The 17343-nt window shown below is 70.4% G+C and carries 13 protein-coding genes; 8 read left to right on the forward strand and 5 right to left on the reverse strand.

Annotated features, from left to right (window positions below; translation table 11 throughout):
* Window positions 1-38: 38 nt before the first annotated feature.
* From H4W80_RS42650 to H4W80_RS42665, 4 genes are all read left to right on the forward strand, one after another.
* Window positions 39-956 (forward strand): ATP-binding cassette domain-containing protein, encoded by a 918-nt coding sequence (locus H4W80_RS42650; RefSeq protein ID WP_318787310.1) that lies wholly within the window; start codon window positions 39-41, stop codon window positions 954-956.
* Window positions 953-2506 (forward strand): ABC transporter permease subunit, encoded by a 1554-nt coding sequence (locus H4W80_RS42655; protein WP_192790253.1) that lies wholly within the window; start codon window positions 953-955, stop codon window positions 2504-2506. Before H4W80_RS42650 ends, H4W80_RS42655 begins: the two co-directional genes overlap by 4 nt.
* Window positions 2503-3279, forward strand: coding sequence for an ABC transporter permease (locus tag H4W80_RS42660; protein ID WP_192790254.1), 777 nt, complete (start codon window positions 2503-2505; stop codon window positions 3277-3279). Before H4W80_RS42655 ends, H4W80_RS42660 begins: the two co-directional genes overlap by 4 nt.
* A gap of 118 nt (window positions 3280-3397) precedes the next feature.
* Window positions 3398-4258 carry a L,D-transpeptidase family protein gene (locus tag H4W80_RS42665; protein WP_192790255.1) on the forward strand — a complete coding sequence of 287 codons (861 nt, stop codon included), beginning with the start codon at window positions 3398-3400 and terminating at the stop codon, window positions 4256-4258.
* On the opposite strand, the gene H4W80_RS42670 is transcribed toward H4W80_RS42665, so the two are convergent.
* The 5 genes from H4W80_RS42670 to H4W80_RS42690 form a co-directional block, all read right to left on the reverse strand.
* Window positions 4255-5730 (reverse strand): FAD-binding oxidoreductase, encoded by a 1476-nt coding sequence (locus tag H4W80_RS42670; protein ID WP_192790256.1) that lies wholly within the window; start codon window positions 5728-5730, stop codon window positions 4255-4257. The two genes, H4W80_RS42665 and H4W80_RS42670, sit on opposite strands and share 4 nt — an antisense overlap.
* An 89-nt stretch (window positions 5731-5819) precedes the next feature.
* Window positions 5820-7463 (reverse strand): NADH-ubiquinone oxidoreductase-F iron-sulfur binding region domain-containing protein, encoded by a 1644-nt coding sequence (locus H4W80_RS42675; RefSeq protein WP_318787311.1) that lies wholly within the window; start codon window positions 7461-7463, stop codon window positions 5820-5822.
* 49 nt (window positions 7464-7512) lie between these two features.
* Window positions 7513-8298: a hypothetical protein gene (locus tag H4W80_RS42680; protein ID WP_192790257.1), complete on the reverse strand. Its 786-nt coding sequence runs from the start codon at window positions 8296-8298 to the stop codon at window positions 7513-7515.
* 144 nt (window positions 8299-8442) lie between these two features.
* Window positions 8443-9951 (reverse strand): DUF1996 domain-containing protein, encoded by a 1509-nt coding sequence (locus H4W80_RS42685; protein WP_192790258.1) that lies wholly within the window; start codon window positions 9949-9951, stop codon window positions 8443-8445.
* A gap of 14 nt (window positions 9952-9965) precedes the next feature.
* A complete protein-coding gene (locus H4W80_RS42690) occupies window positions 9966-10613 on the reverse strand; it encodes a DUF4142 domain-containing protein (protein WP_192790259.1) in 648 nt (215 codons plus the stop codon).
* 109 nt (window positions 10614-10722) lie between these two features.
* On the opposite strand from H4W80_RS42690, the gene H4W80_RS42695 reads away from it, so the two are divergent.
* From H4W80_RS42695 to H4W80_RS42710, 4 genes are all read left to right on the forward strand, one after another.
* Window positions 10723-11277: a sigma-70 family RNA polymerase sigma factor gene (locus H4W80_RS42695; protein ID WP_225963963.1), complete on the forward strand. Its 555-nt coding sequence runs from the start codon at window positions 10723-10725 to the stop codon at window positions 11275-11277.
* Window positions 11277-11474 (forward strand): zf-HC2 domain-containing protein, encoded by a 198-nt coding sequence (locus H4W80_RS42700; protein WP_192790261.1) that lies wholly within the window; start codon window positions 11277-11279, stop codon window positions 11472-11474. The genes H4W80_RS42695 and H4W80_RS42700 overlap by 1 nt, the downstream gene beginning before the upstream one ends.
* Window positions 11475-11573: 99 nt before the next feature.
* Window positions 11574-12377, forward strand: coding sequence for a tryptophan 2,3-dioxygenase (locus H4W80_RS42705; RefSeq protein WP_318787312.1), 804 nt, complete (start codon window positions 11574-11576; stop codon window positions 12375-12377).
* Between the two features lie 38 nt (window positions 12378-12415).
* Window positions 12416-17290 carry an NAD-glutamate dehydrogenase gene (locus H4W80_RS42710; RefSeq protein WP_192790262.1) on the forward strand — a complete coding sequence of 1625 codons (4875 nt, stop codon included), beginning with the start codon at window positions 12416-12418 and terminating at the stop codon, window positions 17288-17290.
* Window positions 17291-17343 lie beyond the last annotated feature (53 nt).

Consider the following 17343-nt stretch of genomic DNA (forward strand, 5'->3'; position numbering starts at 1 on the left):
GACGACCCGGGCCGGTGCCGCTGCCTAGTCTGCCTGCCGTGGAAGCAACCATCGAAGTCAGCGGCCTGCGCAAGCGGTTCGGCTCGACCCGGGCGCTGGACGGGATGACGTTCACCGTGCTGCCCGGCCAGGTCACCGGGTTCGTCGGGCCGAACGGCGCGGGCAAGTCCACCACCATGCGGGTGGTGCTCGGCCTGGACACGGCCGACGAGGGCCACGCCCTGGTCGGCGGGCGCCCGTACGCGAGCCTGCGCAGCCCGCTGAGCCACGCCGGCGCGTTGCTGGACGCGGCCGCGCTGCAGCCGGGCCGCACCGCGCGCAACCACCTCCTGTGGCTGGCCCACTCCCAGGGCCTCGGCGCCCGGCGGGTGGACGAGGTGATCGAGCAGGTCGGGCTGACGCCGGCGGCCCGGCGCCGGGCGGGCGGCTACTCGCTGGGCATGCGCCAGCGCCTCGGCATCGCGGCGGCGCTGCTCGGCGACCCGCCGGTGCTCATGCTGGACGAGCCGTTCAACGGCCTCGACCCCGAGGGCATCGTGTGGATCCGGGGCTTCCTGCGGTCGCTGGCCGCGGAGGGGCGTGCCGTGCTGGTGTCCAGTCACTTGATGAGCGAGCTCCAGGACACCGCCGGCCATCTCGTGGTGGTGGGCAGGGGCCGGGTCGTCGCGGACACCAGCGTGGCCGACCTGATCGCGACCGCCTCGCAGGACCGGGTGACCCTGCGGACGCAGGCGCGCCCGGAGGCGATGTCGGTATTGGCTGAGGCCGGGGGCACCGTGACCGTCACCGATCGGGACACGCTGGTCGTCTCCGGGCTGGCGGCCGAGCACATCGTGCGGCTGCTCGCCTCGCGGGCGGTGCCGTTCTCCGAGGTGGCGGCCCACCGGGCGTCGCTGGAAGAGGCGTACCTGGACCTCACCAGGGACGCGGTCGAGTTCAAGGGGGCGGCGCGATGACCACCGTGACCCCCTACCGCCCGGGCCCGCGGGCCGGGCGCGACGGCTTCGCGCAGCTGCTGCGGGCCGAGTGGACCAAGCTCCGCACGGTGCGCGGCTGGATGGCGGGCCTGACGCTGGCGACGTTGCTCGTCGTCCTGCTCGGGGTGCTCTTCGGGACCGGCAGCCGCTCCTCCTGCATGAACGGGCCGATCGAGGTGCCCTGCCCGCCACCGCCGACCGGGCCCGGCGGCGAGGCCGTGGAGGACCGGTTCTACTTCGTGCACCAGCAGCTCGACGGCGACGGCAGCATCACCGTACGCGTGAACTCCATGACCGGGCAGCTCCGCAAGCCCGACGTGACCCCCGGCGTCCGGAACGTCGTCCCCGGCGTCACGCCGTGGGCCAAGGCGGGGGTCATGATCAAGCAGAGCGTCCGCCAGGGGGCCGCGTACGCGGCGGTGATGGTCACCGGGAGCCACGGGGTGCGGATGCAGCACGACTTCACCGAGGACGTGGCGGGCCTGCCCGGCGGGGCTCCCCGGTGGCTGCGGCTGACGCGTACCGGCGAGACGATCGTCGGCGAGGAGTCGGCCGACGGCTCGCGGTGGACCAGGGTGGGCACCGCCCGGATGGCGGCCGGGAAGGTCCGCGTCGGGCTGTTCGCGGCCTCTCCCGGCGACCTGACCGTGACCTCCAACGCGATCGGCGGGGCCGCGACGGCCTCCCGCTTCGCCGAGGTCACCGCCGACATGGACCAGGTCAGCCTGCGGGGCGTGGCCTCCGGGGGCACGTGGGCGCGTGACGACATCGGCGTCTCGCTCGAGGCCGACGGCACCCCGCACCACCCGGGCGGGCTCGCGCGCTCCGGCGACACGTACAGGATCACGGGGGTCGGCGACATCGCGCCGGCCCAGGAGGGCATGCCCGCCGAGCGCGTCCTGACCGGGGTGCTGGCGGCACTGGTCGCCGTCATGGTGGTCGCGGTGTCGTTCGTCACCGCGGAGTACCGGCGCGGGCTCATCCGCACCACCCTGCTGGCCAGCCCGCGGCGCGGCCGGACGCTGGCGGCCAAGGCGGTCGTGGTGTTCGCGGCCGTGTTCGGCTTCGGGCTGGTCGCCACCGCCGTCACGGTGCCGGTCGGCCGGGCCCTCCTGGCGGGCAACGGCAACGTGCTCGCCCCCTTGCCGCCGCTCACCGCGCTGCGGCTGATCGCCGGGACCGCCGCGCTGCTCGGCGTGGCGGCGGTCTTCGCGCTCGCCCTCGGGTCGCTGTTCCGGCGCAGCGCCGTGGCCGTCATCGCGGCCATCGTGGCGATCGTCGTCCCCTACCTGCTGGCGACCGCGTCCCTGCTGCCCGACGAGGTGGCGCGGTGGCTGCTGCGGCTCACGCCGGCGGCGGGCTTCGCGATCCAGCAGAGCATGGTCACGTACGAGCAGGTGACCGCCCGGTACGCCCCGGCGGAGGGCTACTTCCCGCTGCCGCCCTGGGCGGGGTTCGCGGTGCTGTGCGCGTACGCCGCCCTCGCCCTGGCCCTGGCCGCCCATCGGCTGCGCCGGAGGGACGTATGAGACGCGAGGTGCACGCCGAGTGGACCAAGCTGCGGACCGTGGCCGGGCCCGGGTGGCTGCTGGCCGGGGCCGTCGTGCTGACCGTGGCCCTGAGCGCCCTCGCGGCGGCCGTCGTGTCCTGCGCGACGGCGGGCTGCGGGCAGGACGCGGCCAGGATCAGCCTCGTCGGGGTCCAGCTGGGCCAGGCGATGGTGGCGCTGCTGGCCGTGGTGGCCGTCTGCGGCGAGTACAGCACCGGCATGATCCGCACCAGCCTCGCCGCGATGCCGCGCCGGACCACCACCTTGGCCGCCAAAGCGGTGGTGGTCGGCGGGCTCACGCTGGGCGCGGCGATCCTCGCCGTGCTCGGGTCCGTGCTGGCGGGGCGGCTGCTGCTGCCGGGCAGCGGCTTCACGGCCGCGCACGGCTACCCGCCGCTGTCCCTGGCCGACGGGCCGACCCTGCGCGCCGCCGCGGGCTCGGTCCTCTACCTGGTGCTGATCGCGCTGCTCAGCCTCGGCCTGGCCACCGCCGTGCGCGACTCGGCCGCGGCTGCCGGGGTCGTGATCGGGCTCCTGTACGTGTTCCCGGTCGCGATCCTCATGGTCCCGGACCCCGAGGCGCAGCGGTTCCTGTGGTCGTTGTCCCCGACGAACGCCGGGCTGGCGGTCCAGACGACCGTGGATCTCGCGTCCCTGCCCATCGGGCCGTGGGAGGGCCTCGGCGTCCTCGCCGCGTGGTCCGCCGCCTCGCTCCTGGGCGGCGGCCTGCTCCTCCGGTACCGCGACGCGTGACCGAATACGAATAGAGGGGAAATGCCGGTATTTACCGGGATTGATATTCTCGCGGACTTTGCTTGACAAAACCTCCCGTTGGATGTGAATTATCGGCGATCTGGGTACGCGTCGATTTATGAGCATAAGGGGAATGGCGGCGCTGGCCGCGGGATGTTTTCTGCCGCTGCTGGCCGCGGCGCCCGCTCTGGCGGACGAGCCCTCGCAGGGGGACACGGGCGTCCAGACCGACACGGGCGTCCCGGCGGTGCAGGCGGTGCCGGACGTGCTGAGGATGCCGGAGGTGAAGACGGACCCGGAGGTGAAGGCGGAACCCGAGGAGGTGAAGCGGGTCCCGGCGGTCAAGGGCGTCAAGGGTTCCCGCGCCGGGAAGATCGGCGTGCTGCGGCCGGGCGACCGGGGCGAGGAGGTCAGACAGCTCCAGCGGCGCCTGCGCGAGGGCGGCTTCTACTTCGGCCAGGCACACGGGGTCTACGACGAACAGACGAGGTACGCGGTCTGGGGGCTCCAGAAGAGCAGGGGGATGGTGCCCAGGGGCGAGGTGGGGCCGAAGACGTGGGCGGCGCTCAGGCGGACCAAGGGCCTGCGCCCGCTGGTGCCGCAGGGCGGCGCGGACCGGGTCGAGATCAGCCTGACCCACCAGTTGCTCACCGTCTATCGCGACAACCGCCCGGTGCTGGTCACCCACGTCTCCACCGGCGCCGAGGTGCAGTACTGCGAGAAGGGCCACTGCGGCAACGCGGTCACGCCGGTGGGCGACTTCCGGGTGACCAGGAAGGCGCCCGGCTGGACGACGAGCCGCCTGGGCTCGATGTTCAACTCTCTCTACTTCCTCGGTGGCATCGCCATGCACGGCTCGACGGAGGTGCCGCTCAGGCCCGCCTCGCACGGCTGCGTACGCATGCCGCTGTCGACGTCCGTGCGCGTGTACAACATGGTGAAGGAGGGGGAGCCGGTGTACGTGCGCGGAGAGATCTAGACGCCCTGGGGCAGCCGGAACAGCCGGCCGGGGTCGTACGTGGATTTCACCTCGGCCAGCCGGGCCGCATTGGGCCCGTAGTACGCATTCCGCCAATTACTCAAATCGGGGTCGATGTAATTAACGTAAGCATGATCCCCGAAAAATGGGGACATGTCGGAATGTAGCCCGCGCAGCCACCGCCGATCCGTCCCCTCCGCGTAATACTGCACGCTGTAAAGCGCCGCCCGATGCGGGAACGCCGTGTCCGCGGGACCGACCCGGCCGATGGCCCCGCCCATGGCGTCCAGCAGCACCGAGTGCCGCCCGCCGCGCGACACCCCGTCCACCAGCGCCTTCACGCCGTTTGCGGGCAGCTTCCGGTAGGCCATGTGCGACTTGGCCGCGAACGCCTCCCGCGGCATCCGCCGGCACTGGTCGATCGACATGGCCGCGCAGCCGCCCATGATCTTCATGCCGTCCAGGTAGGGGACCGTCCGGGCCGAGCGGGAGGAGGGCTGCCCGATCTTCGCGACGAGCGGGGCCAGCAGCCGGTCGAGCGCGGGCTTGCCGCCCACGTACGTGCCGACGATCGCGACGTCCAGGCCGCCGCCCGAGCGCCCCAGGTGCAGCGAGGACCACAGCTCGTCCGGCGCCGAAGGCCCCCACGACTGCCACGCCTTGACCGCGGCCCCCGCCTTGGCCCAGGGCCAGTGCAGGAAGAACACGGTGACGTCGCGGGCCGCGAACGTCCTGAACGTGAAGGACACCGCCACGCCGAAGTTCCCGCCGCCACCGCCCCTGCAGGCCCAGTAGAGGCCGGCGTTGCGCGCCGCGTCGCAGTCCAGCGTCCGGCCGTCGGCCGTGACGACGCGTACGGACTGGAGGTTGTCGCAGGTGAGCCCGTATTTGCGCGACACCACGCCGATGCCGCCGCCCAGCGTGAGACCGCCGACCCCGACCGTGGGGCAGGAGCCCGCGGGGATGCTCACGCCGTGGCGGGCGAGCCGGTCGTAGACGTCGATCAGCTTGGCGCCCGCGCCGATCGTGGCCCGGCCGCCGGCATAGGGGTCGAGCTTCGCCGCCCCCTGCGATGGTCCGCTGGAACGCGGCCCATCGTAGGCGACCGAGCTCATCCTGGACACGTCGATCACCAGCCCGGGGCCCGTGGACCAGCCCGCGTAGGAGTGACCTCCCGAACGGGTGGTGACCGGCACGCCGCCGGTGCGCGCGAACGTCAGGCACGCCGACACGTCGGCCGCGTTCGCGCAGTAAGCGACCCCGCCCGGCCGGATCCGGTCGTAGGCGGGGTTGTACAGGCGGCGCGCGGTGTCATATCCGGCGTCGCCCGGCAGCACGAGCGTGCCCTTCAGCTGTCTCCGCAGCCGCGCCCAGTTCGGCGGCGGCGCGGAGAGCCCGGACACGCCGGTAGGCCGTATGGTGGCGGCCAGCGGCGCGAGCGCGGCGACATGCAGAAAGTCCCGGCGGTCCATGGACGCCTCCGTGGTGATCGGTGTTGAGCCGCTCGGTGAGACGCCCGGATGACCCGCCAGGTTTGGTCACATCTCCATCACTTCGGGGCTCAGCCGGCGCTCCCTCCGAACGCGCTCCTGGGGGTGGCGCCGCCCACCCGGGTGAGCCGTGGCGGGCCGCTCTTCTCGGCCTTCTTGAGTACTCCGTCCTTGACGAGGCGCAGCGGCGAGCCGGACGGCTTCGGAGCCGGGCCGCCGTGACCGTCTCCCGTGGTCTGGACCATCCGCAGGGCCAGCGCGGGGCACATCTCGACCGTGCGCCGTGCCTCCTTGGCCATCCAGCCAGGGACGGTCCTGAACGACGGGAACCCGTAGTCGTCCAGCTCCACGAACTCCGGCAGCAGGTGGGCGCAGAGGCCGTGCCCCGCGCAGCGGGACCAGTCGACCTCCAGCCGGTACTCCACGTAGTCCTTCTCGGGCTCGGGCATCGGCAGCGTGCCGCGGACCGGCCGGCCGCACGAACCGTGCTCCAGGTGGAGCGCGATCTCGCTCTCGAACGCGTCCAGCGCCGACAGCACGAACTTGGCGGTGCCGTCCGGGTGGAAGCACGCCCCCCGTCGCTCGACGCCGCGCACGCAGCGCCGTACGGCGTCCACGGAGCCGCTGCCCTCGACCAGCGCCATCATGGCCCAGGCCAGGTCCGGCAGTCCGAGCCGGCAGGGGCCGCACTGGCCGGCCGACTCGCCCGCCAGGTAGGAGGTGACCCGGGCGGCCTCGCCCAGCGAGCACGTCGACTCGCCGAGCGGGACGATGATCCCGGCCCCCAGGGTCGCGCCGGCGAGCTTCATGCCCTCGCGCGAGATCACGGCCGTCTGCGCCACCTCGGCCGACAGCCACGCGCCGTGGTAGCCCCCGATGAGCACCCCGTCGCCGATCTCGGCCTCGGTGAGCGCGAGCACGTCCGCCAGGTAGGTGCCGGTCGGCGCCTCGATGACCGCGCCGTTGGCCGCGCCGCCGCTGACGGTGAGCAGGATGGTGCCGGGCTCCTTGGGGGTGCCGACCTCGGCGTACCTCTCCGGGCCGAGCTCGGCCAGCAGCGCCAGCTGCGCGTACGTCTCCGTGTTGGACAGCAGGGTCGGCAGCCCGTCCACCCCGCTGATCGCGGCGCGCCTCTTGCGGCCGGGCGGGATGCCGAGCTCGCCGTTGACGGCGTTGACGAGCGCGCCGCCCTCTCCGGAGATGAACCGCTCCTTGATCCCGACCACCCGGATCGGGATGCGGCTCTCCGCGCCGCCGGCGACGTTCGCGGCCCGGCGCTCGTCCACGGCGGCGTTGACGGACGCCTCGGCGACCTCGCCGCCGGCCGTGGCGAGGACCACCTCGCGGGCGCCGAGCGCCTCGGCGGCCAGCACGGCGCCGTCGAGGACCAGATGGGGGTTGCGGGTGAGCAGCATGGCGTCCTTGGAGCTGGCGGGCTCGCCCTCGGCGCCGTTGATGAGGACGACGCACTCGCCGCTCGAGCCCACCGCGTCGGCGACGGCCCGCAGCTTGCGCGCGAACGGGAACGCCGCCCCGCCCCGGCCGCGCATGTCCACCTCGTTGGCCATCGAGATGAGCTGGTCCAGGTCGCGCGGCTTGGGGGAGCCGTGGAGGGTGCGGTGGGCGGGCAGGTCCAGTCGGCGGGTCTGGTCCAGCCCGGCGGTCAGCCGGGCCGGACCCATCCGTAAGACCCGCGGCACTCGGGCCGGAATCACGATCGCTCCTGTGGGGTTGCGGGGGTCAACCGGGTCTCCTGAGGCGGTCTCATCCGGCCTCCCGATACCTGCGCCGCTCGGCGAGGCTCACCGGTGCGTTCCTTCTCTGGGCCGGGCCCGGGCCCGCGGCCGCGGCCGCTGCTGCCGCGGCGGCGGCGTTGCCCGCGGCGACCTTCTGCGGCTGCTCGGCGGGTACGCCCATGGCGGCGGGGTTGGTGACCGCCGGCCCCTGGATCTTCTCGAGCGTGATCGGCGGACGGAAGGCCGCGGCCAGCACGCGGATGACCAGCGCTCCGCCGACCGCCGCGATGCTGGCCACGTAGGACCAGGCCACCCAGCCGGCCGGCGGACGGCCGGCCGTCAGGCCGTGCATGATGGCGACGGGCCAGCCCAGATACGCGACCGAGTGCATCACCCGCCACATCCACGGCCTGGCCTTCGCCGCCCAGCGCCTCCTGAGCAGCCCCGTGGCCACGGCCACGATCATCATGTCGAAGGCCAGGATGCCGAGGCCCTTGTTGACGCCCGCGATGGGTACGACCGCCGCGGCCGGTGGTACGTGTCCCAGACTGATCATGAGGGAGATGTGCGTGATCAGGAAGATCATCCCGAGAAGGCCGAAGGCCTTGTGGGCGAGCTGCGACCTGACCCGGTTGACCGGGGACAGGAAGACCCGCTCGGTGGTGACGATGCCGAGCGCGACGGTCGCGGTGAACGTCACCAGGGCCATCACGCCCACGTAGAACTCGAGGAAGCCGACCACCCGGCCGAGGATCGCTATGCCACGGTCAGTCCTGGTCAGCGCGAACGCCGACAGCACGACGGCCATGACCATGGCGCTGGCTCCCAGTCGGACACTGCGCGTGTCTAACTTGGTGGGAGTGTGCCGGGGGTGTCGTCTGTGGAGCATCTAAGGTTCCCTCCAAGGTCGGGTGAGGGTGCGACTCGGAAGGCTGGGTAGCCCGCGAGGGCCTTCAGATCAGCATCGGCGGCCCCGGTTGATGCAAGAGACGACGAACTGCATCAGCCGATCGGGCATCACGTTCGCGAAGTCAGCGTGGTCGGTGATCGGGTTGTGCTTCTGTTCAGGGAAGGCGTCCACGGCGAATGACGGGCCCTGCGGCACGGAGTACGTGAGGGTCATGCGCAGTGCCGGTACCGCCTTGGTCCCTTGCGGGCAGGCGCCACCCTGACCGGGGAAGACCACGTGCGTTCGGTGATTGGCGCTGTCAGTGTTCTGGCCGTCCCAGCAGCTAGGGAAGTCCAGAATACGAACGACTTGGCTGCCGCGCGGGCAAAGCGGATATTTGTCGGGACTTATGCGGTTTTGGAATCCCGTGCAGCTCCAGGCGGCCCTGGCGTTGCCGGCGCCGTTGGTGGCGGCCTTGGCGTCACCAGTGATCAGCCTGAGGAACCTCGGCATCGCGACGACCTGGGAGGTGGCGTTGCCGCGGAACTGGAGGGTCACGGAGCGCGCACGCAGCACCTGGCCGACGTTGCCGTCCGCGTCCTCGGTGTTCACGTCCACCTTGCGGTCTCGAAGGACCGGCCAGAAGTAGGTGGATTTGTCGCCCAGCCGGCACGTGGTGCCCGCGGCGGCCAGGCTCTCGTCCGTGGAGAAGCCGTCCGTCGACAGGTTGCCCACGTAGTCGTGGAGGTGGTGGGCTCCGTTGCTCACGCCGGGCGCGACGATGAAGTTGTCCGGGTTGTTGTGGCCGTTGCGGTTCGTCCCGCAGGCGGAGACGAAGGTGCCGCGCGAGCCGCCCCGGCCGATGCGGGCGTCAAGCTGACGCGGCGCTACCCGGCGGATGTCGACGAAGTCCTCGACGAACGGGCCCAGGTCGGCGCATTCGTTGTGGTCCTCGGACGCTGTGGGGGACGGGGTGGGGGAGGCGTTTCCGTTGCCGTTGTTCCCATTGTTCCCGTTGTTGCCGTTATTGCCGTTGTTGCCCTGGCCGGGGTTCCTGGTCGGCCGGTTGCGGCGGCCGAACGTCTCGGCGGTCTGCTCCGGGTCGGGGTTCTGGGCGTCGGGGTTCTGGGCGTCGGAGTTCTGGGCGTCGGGGTTCTGGGCCGGGTCGAGCACGGCGCGCCCGCCGCCCTGGCCCTGCTGGTCGGCGTTCTGCTGCTGGTCGCCGTTCTGCTGGTTGTTCTGTTGCTGACCGTTCTGCTGCTGGTTGTTGTTCTGCTGGTTGTTGTTCTGGTCCTGCTGGTTCTGGTCCTGGTTGTTGTTCTGGCCTTGGTTCTGCCCGTTCTGATCCTGGTTCTGGTTCTGATCCTGCTGGTTCTGATCCTGTCCCTGCTGATCTTGATCTTGTTGCTGGCCCTGGTCCTGGTTCCGGTTGTTGTTCCGGTTCCGCTGGCCCTGCTGCTGCTCCTGGGAGGCCTGGGCCGGGTCGCAGTGGTCGGCGAGCGCCGGGCCGACGCCGATGACGGCCGCGGACACCAATCCGCCAGCCACCACGGCCAATGCGGACACGGCCGCGGCCATGCGTCTTGATCTCGTCATGCGTCTCTCCTCATTTCGACCGCCATCGCGACGGGTGGAGCTGGTGAGGGCGTCGGAGGCTCGGGCAACTGGGTGTGATCGACCAGGCCGGTGGACTCCAGGAGCGTCATGTGGCGCATGACGAAGTTGATGCCTTCCTGGGCGAACTTCCTGATCTCCGCGTTGCGCGTACCGGCCCGTACGGCCGCCACGACGGTGAAGACCTTGCCGTGCGCGGCGCGCAGCAGGTTCGCGAAGTCCTGGTCGAAGGCGGGCCCCCGCTCCGAGGCCAGCTGGGCCATCCAGCTCTGCTGGTCGGCGTTGGGCTCGCTGGGCAGAGCCACCCCGAGCTTCTTGGCGGTCTGCCGGGTCAGCAGGTCCAGCTTCTGGTGGTCCTGCATGATCAGCCTGCCGACTTCCTTGACGCGCTGGGACTCCGCGCGGGTCTGGGCATAGTCGCCCACGGGCATCTCCCAGAGGCCGGCCTGCCGCACCTTGATGAGCAGGTCACGGTCTGCGGCCGTGACGGGCCCCGATGATGTCTGGGTCGCCGCGGTGGCGGCGGGATCGATCGAAGGTGGCATGACCAGCACGATCGTCACCGCGGCCGCCACGACGAAGCCACCGAGCATGAACAGCTCGCCACCGCGCAAAAGCCTGTGCATGGTCGGAGGTACGCGGGCCTCTCCGGCTTGGTTCAGCACATGGCCGGAGATAGTTAGAAATGACTGGAGTTATCGGAGTGGCTACCGCCGAGATAACGAAGGTGTAAAGATGTGCCCCGTGCTAGGTCACCTCGACGGCAGGTTCGAGAGTGCGGATGCCGAGGCGGAACATCGCATCGCGGTGCTCTACCAGGAGTTCGGCGGCCCTCTGCTGCGCCACGTACGCAAATCGACAGGTAACGACCTTCAATGGGCCGAAGACGTGGTGCAGGAGACGCTCGTCCGAGCCTGGAAAAACTCGGCAAGACTGCAGTGGGAACCAAGCCTTTTATGGGCGTGGCTACTGACGGTAGCCCGCCGCATCGTTATCGATGGACGTCGACGGAAGAGCGTCCGGCCTCAAGAGGTCGAGCCGCCCGAAGTCGACATGATGGCCGTATCCGACGGCTCGGAGCGAGCTCTGTCGCGGATGGTCGTCGCCGACGCCCTTCGCAGCCTCTCTGAAGAACACCGTGAAGTCATAGAGCAGACCTACCTCCGAGACCGTACGATTAATGAAGCGGCGGAGATACTGGGGATACCGCCGGGCACGGTGAAGTCCCGGCTCTACTACGGCATCCGGGCTCTTCGCGAACTGCTGCGGGACAAGGGGGTAGCCGGCTGATGCATGACGAGGTGGCTGCCTATGTCCTCGGAGTCCTCGATGAGGACGAGCACGAGGCCTTCGAGCGCCACCTCGATACGTGCGAGAGATGCCAGGCGGAGCTGATTGAGCTGGCCGAGTTCCCGGAAGAGCTCGACGAGCTCAAGAACGCTCCCGTAGCCTCCGACGACGACCCCCCGAGGTCGATGTCACGCTGACGTCTGTACGTTGACGTCTGTGCCCTTTTCGGGTGGTATCGGTACGGCGAGGCGTTGCGTCCGGGACAGCGTGACCGGACGGTCAGGGGGAGGTGTTCGGTGGGCATCGACGGCGATGCGCCCGTTCCCCCGCATCGGTGGTTCGGCGAGGAAGGCGGCCGGCTGTCGTACGGCGGCTACCTTCGCCTGCCCGAGCTGCTCGCACAGCAACGGCCGCAGTCGGAAGCACCCGACGAGCTGCTCTTCATCACCATCCACCAGGTCTACGAGCTGTGGTTCAAGCTGCTGCTCCACGAGCTGGAGAACGCCCGCCAGGCCATGTTCGCCGGCGAGCTCTGGCGGGCCAGGCACCTGTTCCGCCGGGTGCACGCGGTCGAGAAGGTGCTGATCGAGCAGGTGGACGTCCTGGAGACGATGACGCCCCAGGACTTCCTCATGTTCCGGGAGAAGCTGGCGCCCGCCAGCGGCTTCCAGTCGGTGCAGTTCCGGGAGCTGGAGTTCCTGTCCGGACTGAAGGACGAGCGCTATCTCGGCAGCTTCCGGCACGCCAGCGACACGGAGCTCGCACGGCTGCGCCGCAGGCTGGAGGAGCCCACGCTGTGGGATGCTTACCTCACCGCCCTCTCCCAGCGTGGCCTGCCGGTCTCCGACGACGAGATCATGGGCTCGCTGCTGGCCGTGGCGAGGGATCGCGGGTCGTACGACGACCTGTGGCAACTGGCCGAAGACCTGCTGACGCACGACGCGACCGCCGCGCAGTGGCGGACGCGTCATGTCCAGATGGTCGAACGCCAGATCGGCACCAAGTCGGGCACCGGCGGCTCGACAGGCGCCCCCTATCTGCGCGGCAGAACGCGTTTGCACTACTTCCCGCTGCTGTGGGAACTAAGGGCCTGGCTATGAACAGCTTTGGCAAACCCTCACAAAGGAGTGAGACCGAAATGCCCCTCGACGAGGCCAAGGACGAGCTGCTCCAGCGAGCCGCGGAGAGTTGCGCGGCGAGCAGCGGACATATGGGCCCCGAGGAGGCCCTGTCCTTCCTCCGGTTCTACTACCGGCACGTCGCGCCTGAGGACCTGCTCGACCGCAACCCCGTTGACGTGTACGGCCCCGCGATGTCGCAGCGGCAGCTGGCCGAGGTCCGCCCCCAGGGCCGGGCGGTCGTCCGCGCCTACACCCCCACGCTGGACGAGAACGGCTGGGACCCGGGCCACTCGGTCGTCGAGGTGGTCACGGACGACATGCCGTTCCTGGTCGACTCCGTGACGATGGAGCTCGACCGCCACGACCTGGGCATCCACCTGCTGGTCCACCCCCAGATGCGGGTGCGCCGCGACATGACGGGCCGGATGCTCGGCCGCGGCCAGGAGGACGTCACCGGCCAGATGCTGGTCGAGTCGTGGATGCACATCGAGGTCGACCGGCAGGCCGACCCTGAGGCGCTCAAGGCGCTGGAGGCCGACCTGCAGCGGGTGCTCACCGACGTGCGCCACGCGGTCGAGGACTTCAGGAAGATGCGGGCGCTGGCCGTACAGACCGCCGAGGACCTGAGCATGAGCCCGCCGCCGCTGGAGCCCGCGGAGGTCGAGGACAGCATCGACCTGCTGCGCTGGCTCGCCGACGGGCACTTCACCTTCCTGGGCTACCGCGAGTACCGGCTCGACCACACCGACGAGGGCGAGACGCTGCGGGCGCTGCCGGGCGCGGCGCTCGGCATCCTGCGCGACGACAAGGTCGGCTCGGAGAGCTTCTCGGCGCTGCCCGCCGAGGTGCGCGCCAAGGCGCGCGAGAAGCAGCTCATGATCACCACCAAGGCCAACTCCAGGGCCACCGTCCACCGGGCGACCTACCTCGACTACATCGGGGTCAAGATCTTCTCGCCCGAGGGCGAGGTGGTCGGCGAGCGGCGCTTCCTGGGCCTGCTCACGCACGTCGCCTACAACGAGTCGATCTCCAGGATCCCCGTGCTCCGCCGGAAGCTGGCGGCCGTGCTGGACAGGGCCGGGCTGGCCCCCGACAGCCACGACGGCAAGGACCTGATCGAGATCCTCGAGACGTTCCCCCGCGACGAGCTCTTCCAGACCTCGATCGACCAGCTCCTGCCGATCGCGATGGGCGTGCTGCGGCTGCGCGAGCGCAAGCAGGTCAAGCTCTTCCTGCGCCGCGACGACTACGGCCGCTACATCTCCTGCCTGATCTACCTGCCGCGCGACCGCTACACCACCAAGGTGCGGCTGAAGATGCAGGAGGTGCTGCTGAAGGCGCTGGGCGGCAAGTCGCTCGACTACAGCGCGATGATCGGCGAGTCGGTGCTGGCCCGGCTGCACGTGGTCGTGCGGGGCGAGCGGGGCAAGCAGCTCCCGCCGCCGAGCGTGGACGTGGAGGAGCTGGAGGCGCGGCTGGCCGCCCTGACCCGCTCCTGGGAGGACGACCTGGCCACCGAGCTGGGCCGGATGACCTCCGAGGACGAGGCGCCCGCGCTCATCAAGCGCTACGCCTCCGCGTTCCCCGAGGGCTACAAGGCGGACTTCCCGCCCAAGGTGGCCGTCGTGGACCTGCGCCGCCTGGAGGACCTCGTGGCCGTGGGCGACGGCGCGGAGGTGGACATCAACCTCTACGAGCCGTACGACGCGACCGAGGGGGAGCGGCGGCTCAAGATCTACAAGGTCGGCTCGCCCATCTCGCTCTCCGAGGCGCTGCCGCTGATCCAGCGGCTCGGCGTGGAGGTCGTGGACGAGCGGCCGTACGAGATCGACCGCGACAACGACCCCAACACCAAGAACGCCTGGATCTACGACTTCGGCCTGCGCTACACGCCGACGGAGGAGGTCGGCAGGGACGACTTCAAGCGGCTGTTCCAGGAAGGGCTCAGCGCCCTCTGGAAGGGGCAGGTCGAGGCCGACGACTTCAACTCGCTCATCCTGAGCGCCGGGCTGACCTGGGAGCAGGTCGAGATCCTCCGGGTGTACGCCAAATACCTGCGCCAGGCCGGGGGCACGTTCTCGCAGACCTACATGGAGCGGGTGCTGGCGGGGAACGTGCGGCTGGCGCGGCTGCTGGTGAGCCTCTTCGAGGCCAAGCTCGATCCGCGGCGCGGCGAGGACGTGCGGCTCGATCTCGCCGAGGCGCTCAACGAGGAGATCCTGGGCGCGCTCGACGAGGTGGCCTCGCTGGACGAGGACCGGATCCTGCGGGCGTACCTGGAGATGATTCAGGCGACATTGCGCACGAATTACTTCCAAACGGTCGATGGGCACCGCAAATCGTACATATCTCTCAAATTTGACCCGCAGGCGATCAGCGTTCTGCCGCTGCCGCGGCCGAAGTACGAGATATTCGTCTATTCGCCGCGGGTTGAGGGCGTGCATCTGCGCTTCGGGAAAGTGGCGCGGGGCGGGCTGCGGTGGTCGGACCGGATGGAGGACTTCCGTACGGAGATTCTCGGCCTGGTAAAGGCGCAGATGGTAAAAAACACCGTCATCGTCCCCACTGGGTCTAAAGGCGGATTTGTCGTGAAGCAGCCGCCTGTGTCCGGAACGCGGGAGGAGATGCTCGTCGAGGGCGTCGCCTGCTACCGGACGTTCATCTCCGGCCTGCTCGACGTGACCGACAACCTCGTGGACGGCAAGGTCGTGCCGCCGGCCGACGTGGTCAGGCACGACGGCGACGACACCTACCTCGTGGTCGCCGCCGACAAGGGCACCGCGACCTTCTCCGACATCGCCAACGGCGTGGCCAAGGAGTACGGCTTCTGGCTGGGCGACGCGTTCGCCTCCGGCGGGTCGATCGGCTACGACCACAAGGCCATGGGCATCACCGCCCGCGGCGCCTGGGAGTCGGTCAAGTACCACTTCCGGACCACGGGCCTGGACGTGCAGAGCACCGACTTCACGGTGGCCGGGATCGGCGACATGTCCGGCGACGTGTTCGGCAACGGCATGCTGCTGTCCCGCCACATCCGGCTGGTGGCCGCCTTCGACCACCGGCACATCTTCGTCGACCCCTCGCCCGACGCGACCTCCTCCTACGCGGAGCGGCAGCGCCTCTTCGAGCTGCCGCGCAGCTCCTGGGAGGACTACGACGCCAAGCTGATCTCGCCCGGCGGCGGCGTCTTCCCCCGTACGGCCAAGTCCATCCACATCACGCCGCAGATGCGCGAGGCGCTCGGCATCCCCGCCGGGGTCACCTCCCTGGCCCCCAACGACCTGATCAGCGCCATCCTGCGGGCCCCCGTCGACCTGCTCTGGAACGGCGGCATCGGCACCTACGTCAAGGCCGGCTCGGAGTCCAACGCGGACGTGGGCGACAAGGCCAACGACGGGCTGCGCGTCAACGCCGGGGAGCTGCGCTGCAAGGTCATCGGCGAGGGCGGCAACCTGGGGTTCACCCAGCTCGCCCGCATCGAGTTCGCGCTGAACGGCGGGCTGGTCAACACCGACTTCATCGACAACTCGGCCGGCGTCGACACCTCCGACCACGAGGTGAACATCAAGATCCTGCTCGACCAGGTCGTCCGCGACGGCGAGCTGACCGACAAGCAGCGCAACCAGGTCCTGGCCTCGATGACCGACGAGGTCGCCGATCTGGTGCTGCGTGACAACTACTCCCAGAACGTGGTCCTCGCCGCCTCCCGCACCCAGGCCGTCGAGATGCTCCACATCCACTCCCGCTACCTGCGCCGCCTCGAACGGGACGGCCTGGTCAACCGGGAGCTGGAGTTCCTGCCCTCGGACAAGACGCTGGCCGAGCGCCGCCAGGCCAGGCTCGGCCTGACCGCGCCCGAGTTCTCCGTCCTGCTGGCCTACACCAAGCTGGTCGCCGACGCCGAGCTGCTGGGCTCCGACCTGCCCGACGACCCCTACCTGGCCTCGTGGCTGGTGTCGTACTTCCCGTCCGCGCTGCGCGAGCGCTTCCGCCCCTACATGGACGCCCACCCGCTGCGGCGCGAGATCATCACCACCTGCGTGGTGAACGAGCTGGTCAACTCCATGGGCACCACGTTCATGTACCGCTTCGGGGAGGAGACCGGGGCCTCCACCCCTGACATCGTGCGGGCCTACCTCGTGGCGCGCGAGGTGTTCGACCTGCCCAGCTTCCACCGGGCCGTGGAGGAGCTGGACAACAAGGTCGACACGGCCACCCAGATCGCCATGCTGCTGGAGGCCCGCAAGCTGGCCGAGCGCGGCACCCGCTGGCTGCTGGTCAACCGCCGCCCGCCGCTGGACCTGGCCGGGTCCGTCGCCTTCTTCGTGAAGGGCGTCAACGGCCTGCTGTCCCACATCCCCAAGCTGCTGACCGGGCCCGACCTGGCCGCCTACGAGGAGCGCCGCGACTCGTTCGTGGCCAGGGGCGTGCCGCTGGAGCTGGCCGAGCGGGCGGCCGCCATGGTGCCCGCGTACTCCATGCTGGACCTGGTGGAGGTGGCGTCGCTGACGGGCCGCCCGGGCGCCGAGGTGGCGGAGGTCTACTTCGACCTGGCGGACCGGCTCCAGCTGGCCCGCCTCCGGGAGCGCATCATCGCGCTGCCCCGGGACAACCGCTGGAACTCGATGGCCCGCTCCGCCCTCCGCGACGACCTCTACGCCGCGCACGCCTCGCTGACCCGCGACGTGCTGGCCCACAGCACGCCGGGACTGCCGCCGGAGGAGCGGCTGGCCCGGTGGTCGGAGGCCAACTCTGCGGCGGTCTCCAGGGCGCGGCAGACGCTCTCGGAGATCTGGGAGAGCGACCACTTCGACCTGGCCACCCTGTCGGTCGCCCTGCGGGCGATCCGCACGCTGGTGGCGGCCAGCAACCTCCCGCACACGGAGGCGTAGCCAGGCCGCCCCGCCTGCAGAGGCCCGGCCGCCGTGCCTACGGCGGCCGGGCC

Source organism: Nonomuraea angiospora, assembly GCF_014873145.1.
Taxonomy (GTDB): Bacteria; Actinomycetota; Actinomycetes; order Streptosporangiales; family Streptosporangiaceae; genus Nonomuraea; species Nonomuraea angiospora.

What these genes read in the sequence shown, in the direction of transcription:
- H4W80_RS42660 (WP_192790254.1), top strand. Translation starts at nt 2,503, where the DNA reads ATGAGACGCGAGGTGCACGCCGAGTGGACCAAGCTGCGGACCGTGGCC.
- H4W80_RS42670 (WP_192790256.1), bottom strand. Translation starts at nt 5,730, where the DNA reads ATGGACCGCCGGGACTTTCTGCATGTCGCCGCGCTCGCGCCGCTGGCC.
- H4W80_RS42710 (WP_192790262.1), top strand. Translation starts at nt 12,416, where the DNA reads ATGCCCCTCGACGAGGCCAAGGACGAGCTGCTCCAGCGAGCCGCGGAG.
- H4W80_RS42665 (WP_192790255.1), top strand. Translation starts at nt 3,398, where the DNA reads ATGAGCATAAGGGGAATGGCGGCGCTGGCCGCGGGATGTTTTCTGCCG.
- H4W80_RS42655 (WP_192790253.1), top strand. Translation starts at nt 953, where the DNA reads ATGACCACCGTGACCCCCTACCGCCCGGGCCCGCGGGCCGGGCGCGAC.
- H4W80_RS42680 (WP_192790257.1), bottom strand. Translation starts at nt 8,298, where the DNA reads ATGGTCATGGCCGTCGTGCTGTCGGCGTTCGCGCTGACCAGGACTGAC.
- H4W80_RS42690 (WP_192790259.1), bottom strand. Translation starts at nt 10,613, where the DNA reads ATGCACAGGCTTTTGCGCGGTGGCGAGCTGTTCATGCTCGGTGGCTTC.
- H4W80_RS42695 (WP_225963963.1), top strand. Translation starts at nt 10,723, where the DNA reads ATGTGCCCCGTGCTAGGTCACCTCGACGGCAGGTTCGAGAGTGCGGAT.
- H4W80_RS42685 (WP_192790258.1), bottom strand. Translation starts at nt 9,951, where the DNA reads ATGGCCGCGGCCGTGTCCGCATTGGCCGTGGTGGCTGGCGGATTGGTG.
- H4W80_RS42700 (WP_192790261.1), top strand. Translation starts at nt 11,277, where the DNA reads ATGCATGACGAGGTGGCTGCCTATGTCCTCGGAGTCCTCGATGAGGAC.